Here is a 21,865-nt window from a genome sequence, read left to right on the forward strand (position 1 = left end):
TCCGCGCGAGGTCGACGGTTCCGCCCACCACGGGCCGGCGCAACCGACGCCCTCGGGCGCAACCGTCGACCTCGCGCCCCCCAGGCCCCTCCCGGCGAGCCCCGGGGACGCCGAACGGCCCCGCAGCCGGAGCCGCGGGGCCGTTCGTCAGTCGTCGGTCGGGTGCTCAGCGCACCCCGCGGCCGCCGCGGCGCGCGCGCAGCGCGGCCAGGGCCTCGTCGAGGATCGCCTCGCCGTCCTCGGCGGACCGGCGCTCCTTCACGTACGCGAGGTGCGTCTTGTACGGCTCGTTCCGCACGGGGGACGGCGGGTTCGCCTGGTCCTGCCCGGCGGGGAACCCGCAGCGGGGGCAGTCCCAGGTGACGGGCGCCTCCTCGGCGGCCTCCTCCGCGAAGGACGGCCGGGTCTCGTGGCCGTTCGCGCACCAGTACGAGATCCAGATGCGGGGGGCGGCGTCGCCGCGCTCGGCCTCCCCCATCGGGCCCGCTCCGACGCGGGAACCCCGGATCGCGCTTCCGCTCGCCATGTCGTCCGCCCCCTCAGCTCACGCGCTCGATGAGGCCGAGCAGCACGATCACGACCGCCCACACCAGGCTGACGCCCACCGTGATCCGGTTGAGGTTGCGCTCGGCCACGCCGGACGAGCCGGCGCTGCTGGTGATGCCGCCGCCGAACATGTCCGAGAGGCCGCCGCCCTTGCCCTTGTGCAGGAGGACGAGCGGGACGAGCAGCAGGCTCGTGACCACCAGGAGGACCTGGAGGGCGATGGTGAGGGCTGTCACGGCGTTGTCTGACTCTCTCGCGATGGGACGTTCGGTGGTGGACCGCGGTCCAGGGTAGGCGACCCGTCGCCGCGGAATCCAGCAGGACGCGCGGCGGGCGGGACCGGGAGGGCCGGCGACCGGGAGGGTGGACCCCCTCCGGTCGCCGGCCCCGGGTGGCTCAGGCGCCGGCGTGCGCCTTGAACCGGGCGATCTTCGCGAACTCCTCGGCGTCCAGCGACGCGCCGCCCACGAGGGCGCCGTCGACGTCGGGCTTGCCGATGATCTGCGCGGCGTTGCCGGACTTCACCGAGCCGCCGTACAGGACGCGCACGGCGTCGGCGACCTCGGCGGAGTACAGCTCGGCGAGCTTGCCGCGGATGGCCGCGCAGACCTCCTGCGCGTCCTCCGGGGTGGCGACCTCGCCGGTGCCGATGGCCCAGACCGGCTCGTAGGCGATGACGACCGTCTTCGCCTGCTCCTCGGTGATGCCCGCGAGCGAGCCCTCGAGCTGGGTCAGCGTGTACTCGACGTGGGTGCCCGCCTTGCGGATCTCCAGGCCCTCGCCGACGCAGACGATCGGGGTGATGCCGGCACCGAGCGCGGCGACGGACTTCGCCGCCACGACCGCGTCGGACTCGCCGTGGTACTCGCGGCGCTCCGAGTGGCCCGTCGCGACGTAGGTGACGCCGAGCTTCGCGAGCTGCGCGGCGGACACCTCACCGGTGTACGCGCCGGACGCGTGCTGCGACACGTCCTGCGCGCCGTAGCGGATGTCGAGCTTGTCGGCGTCGACCAGCGTCTGCACGGAGCGGATGTTGGTGAACGACGGCAGGACCGCGACCTCCACGTCGGAGAAGTCGTGCTTCGCGTCCTTGAGCGTCCACGCGAGCTTCTGGACCAGGTGCACGGCCTCGTGGTGGTCGAGGTTGAGCTTCCAGTTGCCCGCGATGAGGGGGGTGCGTGCCATGCCGATCAGTCCTCCAGGACCGCGATGCCGGGGAGGGTCTTGCCCTCGAGGAGCTCCAGCGACGCGCCGCCGCCGGTGGAGATGTGGCCGAAGCCCGCCTCGTCGAAGCCGAGACGGCGGACGGCCGCGGCCGAGTCGCCGCCGCCGACGATCGAGAAGCCGTCGGTGTCGACGAGCGCCTGCGCGACGGCCTTGGTGCCCTCGGCGAACGCCGGGAACTCGAACACGCCCATCGGGCCGTTCCAGGCGATCGTCTTCGCGTCGAGGATCGCGGCGCGGAACAGCTCGCTCGACTTGGGGCCGATGTCCAGGCCCATCTTGCCGGCGGGGATCTTGTCGGCGTCCACGGTCTCGTGCGGGGCGTCCGCCGCGAAGGAGTCGGCCGCGACGATGTCGACGGGCAGCACGATCTCGACGCCGGACTCCTGCGCCTGCGCGAGGTAGCCCTTGACGGTCTCGACCTGGTCCTCCTCGAGCAGCGAGGAGCCGACCTCGTGGCCCTGGGCCTTGAGGAAGGTGAAGACCATGCCGCCGCCGATGAGCAGCTTGTCGGCCTTGGTCAGCAGGTTCGCGATGACGCCGAGCTTGTCGGAGACCTTCGAGCCGCCGAGCACGACGACGTAGGGCCGCTCCGGGTCCTCGACGGCCTTGCGCAGGGCCTCGACCTCGGTGAGCACGAGCGAGCCCGCGGCGTGCGGCAGGCGCAGCGCGACGTCGTAGACCGACGCCTGCTTGCGGTGCACGACGCCGAAGCCGTCGGACACGAACGCGTCGGCCAGCTGAGCCAGCTCGTCGGCGAGCTCGCCGCGCACCGCGTCGTCCTTGGAGGTCTCGCGGGCGTCGAAGCGGATGTTCTCGAGCAGGGCGATCTGCCCGTCCTCGAGCCCCGCCACGGTGGCCTTCGCGGACTCGCCGACGACGTCCTCCGCGAGGGCGACCGGCTGGCCGAGCAGCTCGCCGAGGCGGGCGGCGACGGGGGCCAGCGAGTACTTCGCGTCGGGCTCGCCCTTCGGGCGGCCGAGGTGCGCGGTGACGACCACGCGGGCGCCGGCGTCGAGCAGGCCCTTCAGCGTGGGCAGCGCGGCGCGGATGCGGCCGTCGTCGGTGATGGTCGTGCCGTCCAGCGGCACGTTGAAGTCGGAACGGACGAGAACGCGCTTGCCGCGCAGGTCGCCGAGGTCCTCGATGGTCTTCATGCTCTCCTACCTTGCTCCGTCACGGCCGCCGGCACCCGGCGGCGTCCTGGGCACTGCCGTGCCTGGGGCCCTACATGGCAGCGTCCGCGTACGCCGGGGCCGTTGACCCCGGCGTACGCGGACGCATGACCGTCGCTACTGGTGCGTGGCAGACGTCAGAGACGCGCGCCGACGTACTCGGTGAGCTTGACGAGCGACGAGCTGTAGCCCCACTCGTTGTCGTACCAGGCGATGATCTTGACCTGGTCGCCGATCACCTTGGTGAGCTTCGCGTCGAAGATGCTCTGGTGCGGGTTGGTGACGATGTCCGAGGAGACGATCTCGTCCTCGGTGTACTCCAGCGTGCCCTTGAGGGGGCCCTCGGCGGCGGCCTTGACCGCGGCGTTGACCTCCTCGACCGTGACCTCGCGCGAGGCGGTGAAGGTCAGGTCGGTGGCGGAGCCGGTGATGGTCGGCACGCGGAGCGCGAAGCCGTCCAGCTTGCCCTTGAGCTCCGGCAGCACGAGCGCGACGGCCTTGGCGGCGCCGGTCGTGGTCGGGACGATGTTCTGCGCGGCGGCGCGGGCGCGACGGAGGTCGCGGTGCGGGCCGTCCTGCAGGTTCTGGTCGCCGGTGTACGCGTGGATGGTGGTCATGAGGCCACGCTCGATGCCGAAGGCGTCGTTGAGGACCTTCGCCACCGGGGCGAGGCAGTTCGTGGTGCAGGACGCGTTCGAGATGATGTGGTGCGCGGCGGCGTCGTAGTCGGTGTGGTTGACACCCACGACGAAGGTCGCGTCCTCGTTCTTCGCCGGGGCGGAGATGATGACCTTCTTGGCGCCGGCGTCGATGTGCGCCTTGGCCTTGGTCGCGTCGGTGAAGAAGCCGGTCGACTCGATGACGATGTCGGCGCCCAGCTCGGCCCACGGGAGGTTCGCCGGGTCGCGCTCGGCGAGGGCGCGGATCTTCTTGCCGTCGACGATGAGGTTCTCGTCGTCGAAGTCGACGCTCTGCGGGAAGCGGCCCAGCACGGTGTCGTACTTGAGCAGGTGAGCCAGCGTCTTGTTGTCCGTCAGGTCGTTGACGCCGACGATCTCGATGTCGGCGCCCGACGCCACGATGGCACGGTAGAAGTTGCGCCCGATGCGGCCGAAGCCGTTGATGCCGACCTTGATGGTCACTTGCCCTCCTCGGCACGCGCCGGCAAGCGCCGGCACACACTGTTGCGGTGATGGACTGCGCACGCCGGTGTGCGCCGCCCGGAAACCCCGTGGTCACACGTTCTTGACCCGCGCGAGGTCTCCGGATGGCTAGAAGCCTATACCCGCGCGCGGGGTGGCGCAGGGACCAAGGTCTGACCGCCCGGCGCGCCGCCCGTGGTGCGCGCCCTGCTCAGAGGTCGAGCAGGTCCGGGCTCAGTCCCGACTCGGTGTCCGGGATCCCGAGGTCCGACGCGCGCTTGTCGGCGGTCGCCAGCAGGCGCCGGATCCGGCCCGCGACGGCGTCCTTGGTGAGCACGGGGTCGGCCAGCTTGCCGAGCTCCTCGAGCGAGGCCTCCTTGTGCGCGAGGCGCAGCTCCCCCGCCTCGCGCAGGTGCTCGGGCACGTCCGCGCCGAGGATCTCGAACGCGCGCTCCACGCGGGCGCCCGCGGCCACGGCGGCCCGGGCCGAGCGGCGCAGGTTCGCGTCGTCGAAGTTGGCCAGGCGGTTCGCGGTGCCGCGCACCTCGCGCCGCACCCGGCGCTCCTCCCAGACCAGCAGCGTGTCGTGCGCGCCGAGCCGGGCCAGCATCGCCGCGATCGCGTCGCCGTCGCGGATGACCACCCGGTCGATCCCGCGCACCTCGCGGGCCTTCGCCGGGATCTGCAGGCGCCGCGCCGCGCCGACCAGCGCCAGCGCGGCCTCGGGCCCGGGGCAGGTCACCTCCAGCGCGGACGACCGGCCGGGCTCGGTGAGCGAGCCGTGCGCGAGGAACGCCCCGCGCCACGCCGCCTCGGCCTCCTGGGCGCCGGCGGCCACGATCTGCGGGGGCAGCCCGCGCACGGGCCGGCCGCGGTTGTCGAGCAGGCCGGTCTGCCGCGCGAGCGACTCGCCGTCCTTGACGACCCGCACGACGTACCGGTTGCCGCGCCGCAGGCCGCCGCCGGACACCACGATCACGTCCGACGCGTGCCCGTAGACCTCGGCGATGGCCGCACGCAACCGGCGCGCGGCGGCGCCGGTGTCGAGCTCGGCCTCGATGACGATGCGCCCCGAGATGATGTGCAGCCCGCCCGCGAACCGGAGCGTGGCCGAGACCTCCGCCTTCCGACACGACGTCTTGTCGACCTGGAGCCGCGCAAGCTCGTCCTTCACCTGTGCCGTCAGAGCCATGCGGTCATCCTGCCATCCCGCGACCCCCGGGTGTCCCGTTCGTCCGGTTCCGGGGGTCCGGGCCCACGTCGCCGAGGAACCCCTCGACGACGTCGCTGATCGCCGCCGCCAGCCGGAGCGGGTCGTGCCGCGGCGTGCCGTCGCCGCGGCGGACCTGCCGCAGCAGCAGACGGCCGCCCGCGGCGTGCGTGCGCTCCGCGAGCTCGTCCACGTCGTCGACCGACCCCGGGTCGGCGATCACGGCGTCCACCCGCAGCGCCGGCGCGTGCTGCCGCAGGGCGTCGAGGTGCTCGCACGGCCCCATGCCGGGCGTCTCGGCGTCCGCGGTGAGGTTGAGCACGACGATCCGCCGGGCCGCGGTCCGGTGCAGCGCCGCCGCGAGGTCGGGCACGAGCAGGTGCGGGATCACGGAGGTGTACCAGGAGCCCGGGCCGAGCACGACCCAGTCGGCCTCGTCGACGGCGGCCACCGCCTCGGGCAGCGCCGGCGGCGCCTCCGGGACCAGGCGGACCTCCGCGATCGGGTCCCGCGCGACGGCGACGTGGCTCTGCCCGCGCACCAGGTCGACGTGCCCGTCCGCGCGCCGCACGTCGGCCTCGATCGCGAGCGGCACGGCCGCCATCGGCAGCACGCGGCCGCGCGCGCCCAGCAGCCGCCCGACCCAGTCCAGGCCGTCCACGGTGTCGCCGAGCAGCTCCCACAGCGCCACGATCAGGAGGTTGCCGACGGCGTGCCGGTCCAGGTCGCCGGCCGAGGTGAACCGGTGCTGCAGCACGTCGCGCCAGGTCCGGCCCCAGTCGGAGTCGTCGCACAGGGCGGACAGGGCCATCCGCAGGTCGCCGGGCGGCAGCACGCCGAGCTCCTCCCGGAGCCGCCCGGAGGACCCGCCGTCGTCGGCGACCGTCACGACCGCCGTCAGCCGGTCGGTCACCCGGCGCAGGGCGGACAGCGTGCCGGAGAGCCCGTGGCCGCCGCCCAGCGCCACGAACGCGGGACGCAGCCCGCGGTCCGCGCTCATTCCTTGCCGAGGTCCCGGGCCGCGACCGTCACGCGCTGCCCGCGGCCCCGCAGCCGCTCCGCGATCGCCTCGCTGATCGCGACCGAGCGGTGCTTGCCGCCGGTGCAGCCGACCGCGATGGTCACGTAGCGCTTCTCCTCCGCGAGGTAGCCCGCCAGCACCGGCTCCAGGGCGTCGACGTAGCGGTCGACGAACTCCCGGGCCCCCGGCAGGCCGAGCACGTAGTCGCGCACGGGGGCGTCCCGGCCGGACAGGTGCCGCAGCTCGGTGATCCAGTAGGGGTTCGCGAGGAACCGGACGTCGACGACGTGGTCCGCGTCGAGCGGGATGCCGTACTTGAAGCCGAACGAGAGGACGTTCACCCGCAGGACGTCGTCCTGCTCGCCGGTGGACACGGCGGCCCGCACGATCCGGCCCAGCTCGTGCACGTTCGTCTCGGAGGAGTCGATGAGCACGTCGGACCGCTCCCGGATGTCCGCCAGCAGGGCGCGCTCCGCCGCGATGCCGTCGAGGATCCGGCCCTCGCCCTGCAGCGGGTGCGGGCGGCGGACCTGCTCGTACCGGCGCACCAGCACCTCGTCCGAGGCGTCGAGGAACAGGATCCGGTAGTCGACCCCGGACTCCCGGAGCTGGGAGAGGACCGCCAGCAGGTCGGCGAAGAACTCGCGCCCGCGCACGTCGACGACGGCGGCGAGCCGCAGGTCCGCGCTCGGCGGCCCGCCGTGCGTGAGCATCCCGACCAGGTGGGTGAGCATCTGCGCCGGCAGGTTGTCGACGACGTACCAGCCCATGTCCTCCAGCACCGCGCCCGCGCGGGTCCGCCCCGCGCCGGACATGCCGGTGATGATCATGAGGTGGGGCTGGCGCACCCGGGGGGCGGCGGCGGCCGCCTCGATCGCGGGGATGCCGGTCGGGACCGTGATCGGCGAGATCTCGTCGTTCATGCCCCCAGCATGCCAGTCGTCCCGTCGTCCGCCGCGCCGGCCACGGACCCGGGCGCGGCGGCCCGCGCACCGTCCGTGGCCAGCGCCTCGACCACCGCGGCGGCGGTGCGCGCGCCCATGCCCGGGACGGACGCGATCTCCTCGGCCGAGGCCGCGCGGAGCCGCTTCAGGGACCCGAAGTGCTTGAGCAGCGCCGCCGACCGGGCGGGGCCGAGGCCGGGCACCGAGTCGAGCGCCGAGACCGTCATCCCCTTGCTCCGCTGCTTGCGGTGCGCGGTGATCGCGAACCGGTGCGCCTCGTCGCGGACGCGCTGCAGCAGGTACAGCCCCTCGGACGAGCGCTGCAGGATCACGGGGTAGTCCTCCCCCGGCAGCCACACCTCCTCCAGGCGCTTCGCGAGGCCGCACAGCGCGACGTCGTCGATGCCCAGCTCGGCGAGGGCGGCGGCCGCGGCGGCGACCTGCGGCGGCCCGCCGTCCACGACCACGAGGTTCGGCGGGTAGGCGAACTTCTGCGGCCGGCCGGTCGTCTCGTCCACCGGCCCGGACCGCACGGGGCCGACGTCGCCGTCGGCCAGCGCCTCCGCCACCTGGTCCTCGCCCAGGCCGAGCTCGAGGTCGCCCGACTGCTCGCGCTCGGCGAGGTAGCGCCGGAACCGCCGGGTGATGACCTCGTGCATGGCCTGCGTGTCGTCGCGGGCGCCAGTGCCCTCCGGCCCGCGGATGCTGAACCGGCGGTACTCGCTCTTGCGGGCCAGCCCGTCCTCGAAGACCACCATGGACGCGACCTGGTAGGTGCCCTGGTTGTGCGAGACGTCGTAGCACTCGATGCGCAGCGGCGCGGTGTCCAGGCCGAGTGCCTCCTGGATCTCGCGCAGCGCCTGGCTCCGGGTCGTGAGGTCGCCGGCCCGGCGCGTGCGGTGCAGGGCCAGGGCGTGCTCGGCGTTCTTCCGCACGGTCTGCGCGAGCTCGGCCTTGTCCCCGCGCTGCGGGACGCGGACCTGCACGCGGGAGCCGCGCAGCCCGGACAGCCAGGTCTGCACCTGCTCCAGCTCGGGCGGGAGCACCGGCACCAGCACCTCCCGGGGCACGGCACCCGCCGTCGCCCCGCCCGCCTCGGCGCCCGGGGCGTCGCCGTAGACCTGCTGCAGCAGGTGCTCGACCAGCTCGGCGTCGCCGAGGTCCTCGACCTTCTCGACCACCCAGCCGCGCTGGCCGCGGATCCGGCCGTCCCGGACGTGGAACACCTGGACCGCGGCCTCGAGCTCGTCGCCGGCGAGCGCGAAGATGTCGGCGTCCGTGCCGTCCTGGAGGACGACGGCGTTCTTCTCGGTCGCCCGCTCCAGCGCGGCGATGTCGTCCCGCAGCCGCGCGGCGCGCTCGAAGTCGAGCTCTGCCGCCGCCTCCTTCATCCGGGCGGTCAGGCGGCGCGTGAACCGGGCGGTGTCGCCGGCCATGAACTCGGCGAACTCCTCGGCGAGGACGTGGTGGTCCTCCTCGGAGATCCGGCCGACGCACGGGGCCGAGCACTTGTCGATGTACCCCAGCAGGCACGGCCGGCCCTGCTGCCGGGCCCGCTTGAACACGCCGGCCGAGCAGGTGCGGACCGGGAACACCCGCAGCAGCAGGTCGACCGTCTCGCGGATCGCCCAGGCGTGCGCGTACGGCCCGAAGTACCGGGTCCCGGGACGCTTGGCGCCGCGCATCACCTGCACGCGCGGGACCTTGTCCGCCAGCGTGACCGCGAGGTACGGGTAGGACTTGTCGTCCCGGTACTTCACGTTGAACCGCGGGTCGAACTCCTTGATCCAGGAGTACTCCAGCGCCAGCGCCTCGACCTCGGTGCCCACGACGGTCCACTGCACGGACGCCGCGGTGGTGACCATCTGCTGGGTGCGCGGGTGCAGGCCGGCGACCTCCTGGAAGTAGCTGTTCAGCCGCTGGCGCAGGCTCTTCGCCTTGCCGACGTAGACGACCCGGCCGTGCTCGTCGCGGAACCGGTACACCCCCGGCGAGTCCGGGATCTCGCCCGGTGCGGGGCGGTACGTCGCGGGATCGGCCATATGCAGCAGCCTAGTTCGACCCACCGACACACCCGGCCCCGGGCAGGACCGCCCCGCACCCGCGCCTACGCTGAGGCATGGGCCTGCTGCACACCTACGCCGCCGACGTCGTCTGGACGGGCGCCGGCGAGACCGGGACCACCGGGTACACCGCCTACGGCCGCGACCACGAGGTGCAGGTCGCGGGCAAGCCGCCGATCCTCGGGTCCGCGGACCCGGCCTTCCGGGGCGACCCGGCGCGGCACAACCCGGAGGAGCTGCTGGTCGCGGCGCTCGCCCAGTGCCACATGCTGTGGTTCCTGCACCTGGCCGCCGCGTCGGGCATCGTCGTCGTGGGGTACGCCGACCGCGCGAGCGGCACCATGCGGGTGGCGGCGGCCGGGCACGGCGAGTTCACCGAGGTGGTGCTGCGCCCGCACGTGACGGTGCGCCCCGGCTCGGCGGCGCCCGCCGGCGAGGGCGCGGATGCGCTGGACGCGCAGCTCGCCGACCTGCACCGGCGCGCGCACGAGCACTGCTTCATCGCCCGCTCGGTCTCGTTCCCGGTGCGGACCGAGCCGGCGCCCGCGGTCCTGGAGGCCGCGGACGCCGGTGCCGACGTCGGGCTCTGACGTCAGGCGCTGACGGCCTCGCGCGCCGGCTCGAGCACCTCGGCGAGGAACCGGCCGGTGTGGCTGGCCGCGACGGTCGCCACGTGCTCCGGGGTGCCCTCGGCGACGACCGTGCCGCCGCCCGAGCCGCCCTCCGGGCCCATGTCGACGATCCAGTCGGCGTTCTTGATGACGTCGAGGTTGTGCTCGATCACGATGACGCTGTTGCCCTTGTCGACGAGGTTCTGCAGCACGCCGAGCAGCTTGCGGATGTCCTCGAAGTGCAGGCCGGTCGTCGGCTCGTCCAGCACGTACGCGGTGCGGCCGGTCGAGCGCCGCTGCAGCTCGGTGGCGAGCTTGACGCGCTGCGCCTCGCCGCCGGACAGCGTCGGGGCCGGCTGGCCCAGCCGCACGTAGCCGAGGCCGACGTCCACCAGGGTGCTGAGGTGCCGGCTGATCGCGGGGACGGCGGCGAAGAACTCCGCGGCCTCCTCGATCGGCATGTCGAGCACGTCCGCGACGGTCTTGCCCTTGAAGTGCACCTCGAGCGTCTCCCGGTTGTAGCGGGCGCCGTGGCAGACCTCGCACGGGACGTAGACGTCCGGCAGGAAGTTCATCTCGATCTTGAGCGTGCCGTCGCCGGAGCACGCCTCGCAGCGGCCGCCCTTGACGTTGAACGAGAACCGCCCGGCGGTGTAGCCGCGGACCTTCGCCTCGGTCGTCTCCGCGAACAGCTTGCGGATCCGGTCCCACACGCCGGTGTAGGTCGCGGGGTTCGACCGCGGGGTGCGGCCGATCGGGCCCTGGTCGACGTGCACCACCTTGTCGAGGTGCTCGAGCCCGGACACGCGCTTGTGCCGGCCGGCGACGCGCCGGGCGCCGTTCAGCTCGTTCGCCATGACCGTGTAGAGGATCGCGTTCACGAGCGTCGACTTGCCGGACCCGGAGACGCCGGTGACCGCGGTCAGGGTCCCGAGCGGGAACGAGACGTCGACGTTCTTGAGGTTGTGCTCGCGGGCGCCGTGCACGGTGACCTGGCGCTTCCTGTCCACCTTCCGGCGCTGCGCCGGCATCGGGATCGAGCGCCGCCCGGACAGGTACGCCCCGGTCACCGACTCGCGGGACGCGAGCAGGCCCTCGAGGTCGCCGGAGTGCACCACGCGCCCGCCGTGCTCCCCCGCGCCCGGGCCGACGTCGACGATCCAGTCCGCGGTGCGGATGGTGTCCTCGTCGTGCTCGACGACGATCAGCGTGTTGCCGAGGTCCCGCAGGCGGGTCAGCGTGTCGATGAGCCGGCGGTTGTCCCGCTGGTGCAGGCCGATCGACGGCTCGTCCAGGACGTACAGCACGCCCACCAGGCCGGAACCGATCTGGGTCGCGAGCCGGATGCGCTGCGCCTCGCCACCGGACAGCGTGGCGGCCGCGCGCATGAGCGACAGGTAGTCGAGGCCGACATCGAGGAGGAAGCCCAGGCGCGCCTGGATCTCCTTGAGCACCTGCTCGGCGATCTGCCGCTCCCGCACGCCGAGCTCGAGGGCGTCGAGGAACTCCTTGGCCTCGCGGATCGGCAGGGCGCAGACCTCGGCGATCGACTTGCCGCCGACGAGCACCGCCAGCACCTCGGGCTTGAGGCGCGTGCCGTCGCACACGGGGCACGGGACCTCGCGCATGAAGGCCTCGTACTTCTCCTTGCTCCACTCGGACTCGGTCTCGGAGTGGCGGCGCTCCAGGAACGTCACCACGCCCTCGAAGCCGGTGGAGTACTGCCGCTCCCGCCCCCAGCGGTTGCGGTACTTCACGTGGACCTGGTGGTTCTCGCCGTAGAGCACCGCCTTGCGGGCCCGCTCCGGCAGCGCGCGCCAGGGCTGGTCCATCGAGAACCCGAGGTCGTCGGCCAGCGCGGACAGCACCCGCTCGAAGTACTCCGAGGAGATCTGCGCCCACGGGGCCACCGCGCCGTCGCGGAGCGACAGGTCCTCGTCCGGGACCACCAGCTCGGGGTCGACCTCCAGGCGGGAGCCGATGCCGGTGCACTCCGGGCAGGCGCCGTACGGGGCGTTGAACGAGAACGTCCGGGGCTCGATCTCCTCCAGCGTGAGCTGGTGGTCGTTCGGGCACGCGCGGTTCTCGGAGAACCGGCGCTCGCGCTCGGGGTCGTCCGGGTCGGCGTCGACCATCTCGACGACGAGCAGGCCGCCGGCCAGCCCGAGGGCGGTCTCGACGGAGTCGGTCAGCCGCCGCTGCACGCCCTCGCGGGCGACCAGGCGGTCCACGACGACCTCGATGTCGTGCTTGAGCTTCTTCTCGAGCGTCGGCGGCGACGCGAGCTGCACCACCTCGCCGTCCACCCGGGCGCGGGCGAAGCCCTTGGCCTGCAGCTCCTTGAACAGGTCGGCGTACTCGCCCTTGCGGCCGCGCACGACCGGCGCGAGCACCTGGTACCGCGTGCCCTCCGGCAGCTCGAGGAGCCGGTCGACGATCTGCTGCGGGGTCTGGGCGGTCACGCGCTCGCCGCACACGGGGCAGTGCTGGGTGCCGGCGCGCGCGAACAGCAGGCGCAGGTAGTCGTACACCTCGGTGATGGTGCCGACGGTCGACCGCGGGTTGCGGTTGGTCGACTTCTGGTCGATCGACACGGCGGGCGACAGGCCCTCGATGAAGTCGACGTCGGGCTTGTCCATCTGGCCGAGGAACTGCCGGGCGTACGCGGACAGCGACTCGACGTACCGACGCTGCCCCTCCGCGAAGATGGTGTCGAAGGCCAGCGACGACTTCCCGGACCCGGACAGGCCGGTGAAGACGATGAGCCTGTCGCGCGGGAGGTCCAGGTCGACGTTGCGCAGGTTGTGCTCGCGGGCCCCCTGGACCACCAGTCGATCGTTCACGCGCGCCATGCTACGGCGGACCACCGACATCCGCACATGTGTTCGAACGGTGTGCGTCGCGCGACGGCGCAGGTGGGGGCAGCATGGGGTCGTGCTGCAGGTGACGGACGCCACGACCCCGATCGGCGACTACGCGGTGCTGGGCGACGGCCGGACCGCGGCGCTGGTCTCCCGCGCCGGCTCGGTCGACTGGCTGTGCCCGCCGCGGTTCGACTCCCCCGCCTGCTTCGCCGCGCTGCTCGGCGGGCCCGAGCACGGCCGGTGGCTGCTCACCGTTCCGGGCGCCTCGCGGGTGACCCGGCGCTACCTCGGGGACTCGTTCGTGCTGGAGACCACGTTCGAGACCCCGACCGGCACCGCGGTGCTGCTCGACGCGATGCCGCTCGGGGACGGCCGGTGCGACCTCGTCCGCCGCCTCACCTGCATTCGCGGCACGGTGCGCGTGCACCACGAGTGGGTCGTGCGGTTCGGCTACGGGCTGGTCGAGCCCTGGGTGCACCGGGTGACCGACCCCGACGGCTCCGAGGTCATCCAGGCCGTGGCCGGGCCGGACAGCCTGCTGCTGCGCGGCGACCGGCTCCCCCGACCGCACCGGGGCGGCCGCCGCGCGCACACCGACGCGTTCGACCTCGCGGCGGGCGAGGACGTCGAGCTGTCCCTCACCTGGGTGCCGTCCTGGCGCCCGGTCCCGCACGCGCCGCGGATGCAGCACCGCATCGAGGCGACCGAGCACCGCTGGGGTGCGTGGGCGCAGGCCTCCCGGTACCGCGGCCGGTACCGGGAGGCCGTCGTGCGGTCGCTGCTGGTGCTCCGGCTGCTGTCGGACTCCGAGACCGGCGGGATCGTCGCGGCGGTGACGACCTCCCTGCCCGAGGACTTCGGCGGCGAGCGGAACTGGGACTACCGCTTCTGCTGGCTCCGGGACGCCGCGATGACGCTGGAGGCCCTCCTCGAGCACGGGTACCGCACCGAGGCGCAGGCGTGGCGGCAGTGGCTGCTGCGCGCGGTCGCCGGCGACCCGGCGGACGTGCAGATCATGTACGGCGTCGACGGGTCGCGGGACCTGCCCGAGCGCACGCTCGACCACCTCCCGGGCTACGCCGGGTCGCGACCCGTGCGGGTCGGGAACGCCGCCGTCGGGCAGGTGCAGAACGACGTGCTCGGCGAGGTGATGTGCGCCCTGCACCTGGCGCGGAGCGCGGGCGTCCCGGAGAGCACGGACGCCTGGTCGCTGCAGGTGCACCTGGTCGACCACCTGTGCCGCACGTGGCGCGAGCCGGACTCCGGCATCTGGGAGGTCCGCGGCGAGCCCCGGCACTTCACCCACTCCAAGGTCATGGCCTGGGCGGCGCTGGACCGCGGGGTGCGGGCCGTCGAGGAGCACGGGCTGCCCGGGCCGGTGGAGCGGTGGCGCCGGGAGCGGGACGCCGTCCACGCCGACGTGCTCGCGCACGGGTGGCACCCCGGGCGGGGCACGTTCGTCCAGTACTACGGCGCCGAGCACACGGACGCGTCGCTGCTCCAGCTCGTGCAGGTGGGCTTCCTGCCGCCGGACGACGAGCGCCTGCGCGGCACCGTCGCGGCCGTCCGGGCGGAGCTCGAGGTCGCCCCCGGCCTGCTGCACCGGTACCGGACCGAGCGCACGGACGACGGCCTGCGCGGGGACGAGCACCCGTTCCTCGCCTGCTCGGGCTGGCTGGCCGACGCCCTCGCCCGCCAGGGCGACGTCGCCGGGGCGACGCAGGTGCTGGACGTGCTGGTCGGGCTCCGCACCGACGTCGGCCTGCTCGCCGAGGAGTACGACCCGGCGACCGGGCGGATGGCGGGCAACCTGCCGCAGGCGCTGTCGCACCTGGCGCTGGTCCGCGCGGTGCACAGCCTGGACGAGGCCCTGGCGCGCGGCGGGTCCGCCGAGGGCCGGGCCGAGGCGGTGGGGCGGCCGTGACGTACACCGGCGACGTCGCGCCCGGCGGCCCGGCGGACGTCCGCGCACTGGACGAGGTCACGATCCGCAAGGCCTCCGTCGGCCCGATGGACAACGACGCGTACCTGCTCACCTGCCGCCGGACCGGGGCGCAGGTGCTCGTGGACGCCGCGGCGGACCCCGACCGGCTGCTCGCGCTCGTCCGCGAGGGCTCGCCCGGCGGGCGGCTGGACCTCGTGGTCACCACGCACCGGCACGCCGACCACCTGGGTGCGCTGGCGGCGGTCCTCGACGCCACCGGCGCGCCGCACGCGGCCGGCGCGCCGGACGCGGACGCGGTCGCCGCGGCCGCCGGTACGACGGCCCCGCGCGGGCTCGCGCACGGCGAGACCCTCGCGGTCGGGGCGCTCGCGCTCGAGGTGGTCGCGCTGCGCGGCCACACCCCGGGCGCCGTCGCGCTGGCGTACACCGAGCCCCGCGACGCGCGCGCCCCGGGCGCGGTACCCGGCCGCGTGCACCTGCTCACGGGCGACTCCCTGTTCCCCGGCGGCCCCGGCCGCACCACGGAACCGGCCGCGTTCGACGCGCTCATGTCCGACCTCGAGCGGCGGGTCTTCGGGCGGTTCCGCGACGACACGTGGGTCTACCCCGGGCACGGGCGGGACACCACCCTGGGAGCGGAGCGGCCCCGGCTCGGCGAGTGGCGCGCCCGCGGGTGGTGACCTCTCAGCCACGTGGATGACGCCCCTCAGCCGACCACCTCGTCTGCCATAGTGGCGCACAGGTTCTTCACACACGCAGAAGGGACGTCCATGTCGAACGACGGCAGCGCCACGCCCGAGCCCGGCCGCGACCCGGAGCCCCGGACCTGGCCCGCCCCGGGTGCCGCGCAGCAGCCCGAGGCCCCCGCGCCCTCCGGGTACGAGGCGTCCCCGACCACCGGGCCCGCGCCGTCGGGCTACGAGGCGCCCGCGGGCCCCTCCTGGGCCCCGGCACCGGACGCCACCCCGACCGAGCAGGTCCCGTCCGGCCCGTACGGCGCGCCGCAGGCGGGCTACGGCCAGCCCGGCTACGCGCAGTCCGGCGAGCAGCCCGGCCCGTACGGCGCGCCCGGCACCCCGGCGGGCGGCGAGCAGCCCGGCGGCTACGGACAGCCCGGCTACGGCCAGCCCGGGGCGTACGCACAGCCCGGCTACGGCCAGCCCGGCGGCGCCTACCCGCCCGGCGGCGGCTACCCCCCGGCGCCCGGCGGCTACGGCCCCGGCCCCTACCAGCAGCCCGCGCCGGCTCGCACCGACGGCGTCTCGATCGCCGCGCTGGTCACCGGCATCCTCATGCTCGGCATCGTGCCGCTGATCCTCGGCATCATCGGCCTGGGCCGCACCAAGCGGGACGGCACGCAGGGCCGCGGCCTCGCGATCGCGGGCATCGTGCTGGGCGCCCTCGAGATCATCGGCGGCATCATCGTCGCGATCGTCGTGGTGCTCGGCATCCAGGCGTACAACGACCGTATCGACGACCTGCGCGCCGACTGCGGGTCGGGCGACATGGCGGCGTGCGACGACCTCTACCGGCTCGCGCCTGCCGGTTCCGACGACGAGGAGTTCGGCTGGACCTGCGGCGGCCTGACGAGCGGCGGCGCGAACTGCGAGTCGAGCGCCGGCACGGCGCAGGGCGAGGCGTTCACGTACGGCGACGACGCGAGCCTCGACGCCCTGTGGGACGCCTGCGCGGCGGGCGACGGCGCGGCGTGCGACAGCCTGTACATGAGCTCGCCGTCGGGCTCCGACTACGAGGCGTTCGGCGACACCTGCGGCGGCCAGGCGGCAGGCGGCGAGTTCTGCGCCGAGGACTCCGCCGCCACGGAGGACACGGCGGCCCAGGGCTACGGCTCGGACCCGGAGCTGGACGCGCTGTGGGACGCCTGCGAGGCCGGCAGCGGCACCGCCTGCGACGACCTCTACTGGGAGGCGCCCAGCGGCTCCGCGTACGAGGAGTTCGGCACGACCTGCGGCGGCCGCGTCGAGTTCGCCGTGAGCTGCTCGGACGAGATCGGCGCCTGACGCCGACCCGCACCGCGAAGGCCCCGGGGCGCTGGCCGCCCCGGGGCCTTCGTCGTCTCAGCCCTCGACCGGGCCGAGCCAGGCGGTCGCGACGGTCGCGTGCGCGGACTCGTCGTCGGAGGGGTGGAACAGCCCCGCGAGCACGTCCCGGTACAGCCGGCCGAGCTCGCTGCCGCTGAAGTACGTCCCGCCGCCGGACACCCGCACCGCGCGGTCGACGACCTCGCGGGCGGTCTCGGTCGCGCGGACCTTGAGGCCGACGACCTTGGCGAACCAGAGCGCGCCGTGGTCGACGCGCTCGTCGACGTCCCGCGCGAGCGCCCAGACCTGCGGCTCGATGCCGTCCTGCGCGATGGCGGCGTCCGCCACCCGCCACCGGATGTCGGGGTCCTGCGCGTAGCCGCGCCCGTCGTGCTTCATCGAGGTCCGCCGGTGCGCCGCCGCGACGGCGAGCTCGAGCGCCCGCCGCCCGATGCCGGTGTACACGGCGGCGAGCAGGATCTCGAAGACCGCGAACAGCGCGAACACGTACGGGTCGGCGCTCGGCCCCGGCGGCAGCGCCCGGACCACGCGGTCCGGCCGCGCGTACGCGCCGTCGAGCACGGTGGTGCAGGACTGCGTGGCCCGCATGCCCAGCGTGTCCCAGTCGTCCTTGGTCTCGACGCCGCCGTTCTCGCGCGCGACCACCGCGTGCACGAGCCGCGGGCCGTCCGGGTGGGCCTCGTCGAGCCCGAAGGTCGCGAGCCGGGTCCACACCGGGGACAGCGACGTGAAGATCTTCGTCCCGTGGTAGCGGTACCCGCCGTCCGGCTGGCGCACCGCGCGGGTGCGCGAGCCGAACATGACCAGGTCGTTGCCCGCCTCGGAGTTCCCGAACGCGAACACCTCCCCCGCCGCCGCGTCGCGGAGCACGAAGTCGAGCGAGTCGTCGCCCCGGTCCGCGAGCACCGCCGCCATGCCGGTGACGACGAGGTGCATGTTCACCGCGAGGGCGGTCGCCGGCGCGGCCGCCGCGAGCCGGGTCTGCTCGCGCGCCACCTCCTCCAGCGTGAGCCCGGCCCCGCCGAGCGGCCGCGGCACGAACGCGCCCAGGTACCCGGCGGCCCGCAGGTCGGCGAGGTCCTCGTGCGGGAAGGTGTTCTCCCGGTCGTGCACCGGGGCGCGCTCGGCGACCCGGGCCAGCAGGTCCGCCGTGAGCAGCGTGCGCGCGGGCACGTCAGGCGCCCAGCCGGTCGGGGTCGGGACCGATGCGGCCGCCGCGGTCCAGGGTCGCGATCCGCTCGTGGTCCTCAGCCGTCAGCGCGAACCCGAACACGTCGATGTTCGCCCGGATCCGCTCCGGGGTCACCGACTTCGGGATGACGACCGTGCCGAGGTCGAGGTGCCAGCGCAGCACCGCCTGCGCGGGCGTCACGCCGTGCGCGCGGGCGACGTCGACGATCACCGGGTCGTCCAGCAGGCCGGTGTCCCGGCCCAGCGGCGACCAGGCCTCGGTGACGATCCCGTGCTCGGCGTGGAACGCCCGGAGCTCGCGCTGCTGCAGGTACGGGTGCAGCTCCACCTGGTTGAGCACGGGGACGACGCCGGAGTCGTCGATCACCCGGCGCAGGTGCGCGGGCGTGAAGTTCGAGACGCCGATCGACCGCACCCGGGCAGCGTCGCGCAGCTCCACCAGGGTCCGCCAGGTCTCGGCGTACAGGTCCTGACCGGGGAACGGCCAGTGGATGAGGTACAGGTCCGGCACCCCGAGGTCGAGGCGCTCGACGGACGCCTCGAAGGCGGCGAGGGTGCGTTCCCGGCCCTGGTCGTCGTTCCAGAGCTTGGTCGTGACGAACACGTCCTCGCGGGCGAGGCCGGAGGCGCGGACCGCGCGGCCGACGCCGGCCTCGTTGCCGTAGAGCTTGGCGGTGTCGATCAGCCGGTAGCCGGCCTCGAGCGCGTGCGCGACGGCCGCCTCGGCGCCGTCGTCGTCGACCTTGAACACGCCGAAGCCGAGCTGCGGGACGGTGGTGCCGTCGAGCAGGGGCACCGACGGGACGGGCGGGACGGGGGTGGGGGTCATCCCCCCACCCTGGCACGACGGTGCGGCAGGATGGGACGCATGGCCCTCTTCGCCGTCCGGTACACGTACGACAGCCGCACCGACCTCCAGGACGAGGTCCGCCCCGAGCACCGCGCCTACCTGCGCGGCGTCGCCGAGCGCGGCGGCCTGCTGGGCTCGGGCCCGTTCGCCGACGGCGCGCCGGGCGCGCTGCTCGTGCTCGACCAGCCCGACCGCGCCGCGCTGGACGCGGTGCTCGCCGACGACCCGTTCGCGGTCGCGGGCGTGATCGCCGAGGTCGACGTGCGGGCGTGGAACCCGGTCATCGGCCCGTGGGCCGAGGCCCTGGGCTGAGCCGCCTGCGCGCTACACCGCCGCGCGGCGCTCGTCCCGCCGGGACGCCGCGATGCTCGTCACCGCCGTGACGCCGAGCGTCACGACGATCACCGCGAGCGACACCCACGAGGGCAGCTCGGGTGCCCAGCCGACCGGCTCGCCGCCGTTGACGAACGGCAGCGTGTTCTCGTGCAGCGCCTGCAGGACGAGCTTGAGGCCGATGAAGCCGAGCAGCACGCCGAGCCCGATGTTGAGATACCGCAGCCGCGTGAGGAGCCCGCCGAGCAGGAAGTACAGCTGCCGCAGGCCCATGAGCGCGAACACGTTCGCCATGAGCACCAGGTACGGCTCCTGGGTCAGGCCGAACACCGCGGGGATCGAGTCGAACGCGAACAGCAGGTCCGTGGCGCCGATCGCGACGAGCACGAGCAGCATCGGCGTGACGTGCCGCCGGCCGTCGACCTTCGCGGTCAGCCGGACGCCCTGGTAGGCGTCGGTGGTCGGCAGCACCCGCTGCACCAGGCGGACGAGCGCCGGCGGGCGGTAGTCCTCACCCTCGGGGTCGTCGTCGCCCACGCCCTCCCGGGCGACCTTGACGGCCGTCCAGACGAGGAACGCGCCGAACAGGTAGAACACCCAGGAGAACGAGGCGATCGCCGCGGCGCCGATCCCGATGAAGATGCCCCGGAACACCAGGGCGAGGATGATCCCGACCAGCAGGGCAGTCTGCTGGTACTGCCGGGGCACCGCGAACCGGGACATGATCAGCAGGAACACGAACAGGTTGTCCACCGACAGCGAGTACTCGGTGAGCCACCCGGCGACGAACTCCCCCGCCGGGTCCGCGCCCCAGACCGCCCAGACCACCACCGCGAACGCCAGCGCCAGCCCGACGTAGACCCCCAGGTAGCGCAGGCACTCGGCGGTGCTGGGGATGTGCGGCCGCCGGCCCACCACCGCGACGTCCACGATCAGGACGGCGGCGGCGAGGCCGAGCGAGACGCACCAGACGAGCGGCGAGACGTCCAACGGGTCAGTGCTCCTTGCTGGCGGGCTCCTCCGCGGCGGCCACGGCGGCCGGGGCGGCGTCGCGGTCCCGCCTGGTCTTCACCAGGCTCGCGACGGTGGCGACCGTGAGCGTACCGAGGATCACGAGCAGCGAGAGCCACGTGGGGATCTCGGGGGCCCACTCGATGTGCTCGCCGCCGTTGATGAACGGCAGCTCGTTCACGTGCATCGCGTGGAAGACCAGCTTGAGGCCGATGAACGCGAGGATGAACGCCAGTCCCTTGTTGAGGTACACCAGGCGCTCCAGCAGGCCGCCGATGAGGAAGTACAGCTGGCGCAGGCCGAGCAGCGCGAACGCGTTGGCCGTGAACACGATGTACGGCTCCTGCGTGAGGCCGTAGATCGCGGGGATCGAGTCGAGCGCGAACAGCACGTCGGTGGCGCCGATCGCGACCATGACCAGCAGCATCGGGGTGATGAGGCGCTTGCCGTCGATCCGGGTGGTGAGGCGGTCGCCGTGGTACTCGTCGGTGGTCGGGAGCACCTTCTTCATCAGCGTGACGGCCAGGCCGTCCTTGCGCTCGCCGGCGTGCTCGAGCTCGCCCTCGTCGTGCTTCTCCCGGCCCAGCTTGATGCCGGTGTACACGAGGAACGCGCCGAAGAGGTAGAACACCCAGGACCACTGCTCGATGGCCGCGGCGCCCAGCAGGATGAACACGGTCCGGAGCACCAGCGCGATCGCGACGCCGACCAGCAGGACCTTCTGCTGGAACTCCCGGGGTACCGCGAACTTCGTCATGATGATGAGGAAGACGAACAGGTTGTCGACCGAGAGGCTCTTCTCGGTGACGTACCCCGCGAAGTACTCCGTGCCGTGGTCCCAGCCCCAGACCATGCCGAGGCCGATGCCGAACACGATCGCGAGCACGATGTAGACCGTCGACCAGGTCGCGGCCTCGCGGAAGGACGGGGCGTGCGGTGTCTTGACGTGCGCGAAGAAGTCGAACACGAGCATCCCGACGATCGCGACACCCGTCACGATCCAGACCCACAGGTCCACGGACATGAATCACCCTCCGGTACAGACGACTGAGTACCGGAGGTCTCTCCCACCCGGCGCTGCCGGGCCGACGGCCCCGGGCCGGCTACGGAGGCGACCGTGATGACGGGGGCGTCGTGTCGGGATACTCCCCTCCACTGCGTGCGCCAGCATAGGTCATCGGTCCCAGTCGCACAGCGCGGCGCGCGACGTGCCGCGCGTCACACGACGCAGAACTCGTTGCCCTCCGGGTCGGCCAGGACCACCCACGCGCCCTCGCGCTCGTCGTCCACCTCGCGGAGCACCGTGCCGCCGGCCGCGACGAGCGTGGCGGCGTGCCGCCGCGCGCTCGCGAGCTTGGCCGCCCGGTCGTCCCGGTCGATGCCCTGCGCCGCGGACCAGCGCACGTCGAGGTGCACGCGGTTCTTCGCGGTCTTGCCCTCGGGCACCCGCTGGAAGAACACCCGCGGCCCGCGGCCGTCCGGGTCGACCAGCGCGTACGCCAGGTCGCGGTCGTCCGGCGGGAAGCCCCAGGCGTCCAGCGCCGCGTCCCACGACGCGAACCCCGCCGGCGGCGGCTCCTCGACGTAGCCGAGCGCGGTCCCCCAGAACGCCCCGAGGGCGCGCGGGGAGTGCGCGTCGAACACCACCTGGACCTCGAGCGCCATCGCCGCC

At 73.8% G+C, this 21,865-nt stretch carries 20 protein-coding genes; 5 read left to right on the forward strand and 15 right to left on the reverse strand.

What is annotated here, in order from left to right:
- Nucleotides 1–166: 166 nt before the first annotated feature.
- From HNR08_RS19990 to uvrC, 9 genes are all read right to left on the reverse strand, one after another.
- Complete coding sequence (locus HNR08_RS19990) at nucleotides 167–526, reverse strand: RNA polymerase-binding protein RbpA (RefSeq protein ID WP_146837075.1); 360 nt, start codon at nucleotides 524–526, stop codon at nucleotides 167–169.
- A 13-nt stretch (nucleotides 527–539) separates the two neighbouring features.
- On the reverse strand, nucleotides 540–782 hold the full coding sequence (gene secG, locus HNR08_RS19995) for a preprotein translocase subunit SecG (protein WP_146837079.1): 243 nt from the start codon (nucleotides 780–782) through the stop codon (nucleotides 540–542).
- A gap of 160 nt (nucleotides 783–942) precedes the next feature.
- Nucleotides 943–1,731 carry a triose-phosphate isomerase gene (gene tpiA, locus HNR08_RS20000; protein ID WP_146837082.1) on the reverse strand — a complete coding sequence of 263 codons (789 nt, stop codon included), beginning with the start codon at nucleotides 1,729–1,731 and terminating at the stop codon, nucleotides 943–945.
- Nucleotides 1,732–1,736: 5 nt separating this feature from the next.
- A complete protein-coding gene (locus tag HNR08_RS20005) occupies nucleotides 1,737–2,927 on the reverse strand; it encodes a phosphoglycerate kinase (protein ID WP_146837085.1) in 1,191 nt (396 codons plus the stop codon).
- Nucleotides 2,928–3,082: 155 nt separating this feature from the next.
- Nucleotides 3,083–4,087: a type I glyceraldehyde-3-phosphate dehydrogenase gene (gap, locus tag HNR08_RS20010; RefSeq protein ID WP_146837088.1), complete on the reverse strand. Its 1,005-nt coding sequence runs from the start codon at nucleotides 4,085–4,087 to the stop codon at nucleotides 3,083–3,085.
- A 211-nt stretch (nucleotides 4,088–4,298) separates the two neighbouring features.
- Entirely contained in the window at nucleotides 4,299–5,279 is a 981-nt protein-coding gene (gene whiA / locus HNR08_RS20015) for a DNA-binding protein WhiA (RefSeq protein WP_146837091.1), read from the reverse strand.
- A 4-nt stretch (nucleotides 5,280–5,283) separates the two neighbouring features.
- On the reverse strand, nucleotides 5,284–6,297 hold the full coding sequence (locus HNR08_RS20020; protein WP_146837094.1) for a gluconeogenesis factor YvcK family protein: 1,014 nt from the start codon (nucleotides 6,295–6,297) through the stop codon (nucleotides 5,284–5,286).
- On the reverse strand, nucleotides 6,294–7,241 hold the full coding sequence (gene rapZ, locus HNR08_RS20025) for an RNase adapter RapZ (RefSeq protein WP_146837097.1): 948 nt from the start codon (nucleotides 7,239–7,241) through the stop codon (nucleotides 6,294–6,296). The genes HNR08_RS20020 and rapZ overlap by 4 nt, the downstream gene beginning before the upstream one ends.
- Entirely contained in the window at nucleotides 7,238–9,304 is a 2,067-nt protein-coding gene (gene uvrC / locus HNR08_RS20030) for an excinuclease ABC subunit UvrC (RefSeq protein ID WP_146837100.1), read from the reverse strand. Before uvrC ends, rapZ begins: the two co-directional genes overlap by 4 nt.
- A gap of 77 nt (nucleotides 9,305–9,381) precedes the next feature.
- On the opposite strand from uvrC, the gene HNR08_RS20035 reads away from it, so the two are divergent.
- On the forward strand, nucleotides 9,382–9,915 hold the full coding sequence (locus tag HNR08_RS20035; protein ID WP_146837103.1) for an OsmC family protein: 534 nt from the start codon (nucleotides 9,382–9,384) through the stop codon (nucleotides 9,913–9,915).
- A gap of 2 nt (nucleotides 9,916–9,917) precedes the next feature.
- Here the strand turns inward: HNR08_RS20035 and uvrA are convergent, their stop codons facing one another.
- Nucleotides 9,918–12,779: an excinuclease ABC subunit UvrA gene (gene uvrA, locus HNR08_RS20040; RefSeq protein ID WP_183835243.1), complete on the reverse strand. Its 2,862-nt coding sequence runs from the start codon at nucleotides 12,777–12,779 to the stop codon at nucleotides 9,918–9,920.
- Nucleotides 12,780–12,870: 91 nt separating this feature from the next.
- Between uvrA and HNR08_RS20045 the strand changes: the two genes are divergently transcribed.
- The 3 genes from HNR08_RS20045 (at nucleotide 12,871) to HNR08_RS22485 (ending at nucleotide 16,766) form a co-directional block, all read left to right on the forward strand.
- On the forward strand, nucleotides 12,871–14,724 hold the full coding sequence (locus HNR08_RS20045) for a glycoside hydrolase family 15 protein (RefSeq protein ID WP_246803049.1): 1,854 nt from the start codon (nucleotides 12,871–12,873) through the stop codon (nucleotides 14,722–14,724).
- Nucleotides 14,721–15,425, forward strand: a complete 705-nt coding sequence (locus tag HNR08_RS20050) for an MBL fold metallo-hydrolase (RefSeq protein ID WP_146837113.1) — start codon at nucleotides 14,721–14,723, stop codon at nucleotides 15,423–15,425. The genes HNR08_RS20045 and HNR08_RS20050 overlap by 4 nt, the downstream gene beginning before the upstream one ends.
- Nucleotides 15,426–15,515: 90 nt before the next feature.
- Complete coding sequence (locus tag HNR08_RS22485; RefSeq protein WP_146837116.1) at nucleotides 15,516–16,766, forward strand: DUF4190 domain-containing protein; 1,251 nt, start codon at nucleotides 15,516–15,518, stop codon at nucleotides 16,764–16,766.
- 57 nt (nucleotides 16,767–16,823) lie between these two features.
- Here HNR08_RS22485 and HNR08_RS20060 read toward each other — a convergent pair whose 3' ends face one another.
- Nucleotides 16,824–17,981 carry an acyl-CoA dehydrogenase family protein gene (locus HNR08_RS20060; protein WP_146837119.1) on the reverse strand — a complete coding sequence of 386 codons (1,158 nt, stop codon included), beginning with the start codon at nucleotides 17,979–17,981 and terminating at the stop codon, nucleotides 16,824–16,826.
- Between the two features lies 1 nt (nucleotide 17,982).
- Nucleotides 17,983–18,828, reverse strand: a complete 846-nt coding sequence (locus tag HNR08_RS20065) for an aldo/keto reductase (RefSeq protein ID WP_146837122.1) — start codon at nucleotides 18,826–18,828, stop codon at nucleotides 17,983–17,985.
- 39 nt (nucleotides 18,829–18,867) lie between these two features.
- Between HNR08_RS20065 and HNR08_RS20070 the strand changes: the two genes are divergently transcribed.
- Complete coding sequence (locus HNR08_RS20070; RefSeq protein WP_146837125.1) at nucleotides 18,868–19,161, forward strand: YciI family protein; 294 nt, start codon at nucleotides 18,868–18,870, stop codon at nucleotides 19,159–19,161.
- Between the two features lie 12 nt (nucleotides 19,162–19,173).
- On the opposite strand, the gene HNR08_RS20075 is transcribed toward HNR08_RS20070, so the two are convergent.
- The 3 genes from HNR08_RS20075 to HNR08_RS20085 all read right to left on the reverse strand — a co-directional run bounded on the left by HNR08_RS20075 (nucleotide 19,174) and on the right by HNR08_RS20085 (nucleotide 21,858).
- The gene (locus HNR08_RS20075) at nucleotides 19,174–20,172 is read right to left on the reverse strand and encodes a TerC/Alx family metal homeostasis membrane protein (RefSeq protein WP_146837128.1); all 999 of its coding nucleotides are present in this window, start codon (nucleotides 20,170–20,172) and stop codon (nucleotides 19,174–19,176) included.
- A 4-nt stretch (nucleotides 20,173–20,176) separates the two neighbouring features.
- On the reverse strand, nucleotides 20,177–21,217 hold the full coding sequence (locus tag HNR08_RS20080; protein ID WP_146837131.1) for a TerC family protein: 1,041 nt from the start codon (nucleotides 21,215–21,217) through the stop codon (nucleotides 20,177–20,179).
- Between the two features lie 194 nt (nucleotides 21,218–21,411).
- Nucleotides 21,412–21,858 carry a VOC family protein gene (locus HNR08_RS20085; RefSeq protein ID WP_146837134.1) on the reverse strand — a complete coding sequence of 149 codons (447 nt, stop codon included), beginning with the start codon at nucleotides 21,856–21,858 and terminating at the stop codon, nucleotides 21,412–21,414.
- Nucleotides 21,859–21,865 lie beyond the last annotated feature (7 nt).

It is taken from the genome of Cellulomonas hominis, assembly GCF_014201095.1.
GTDB lineage: Bacteria > Actinomycetota > Actinomycetes > Actinomycetales > Cellulomonadaceae > Cellulomonas > Cellulomonas hominis.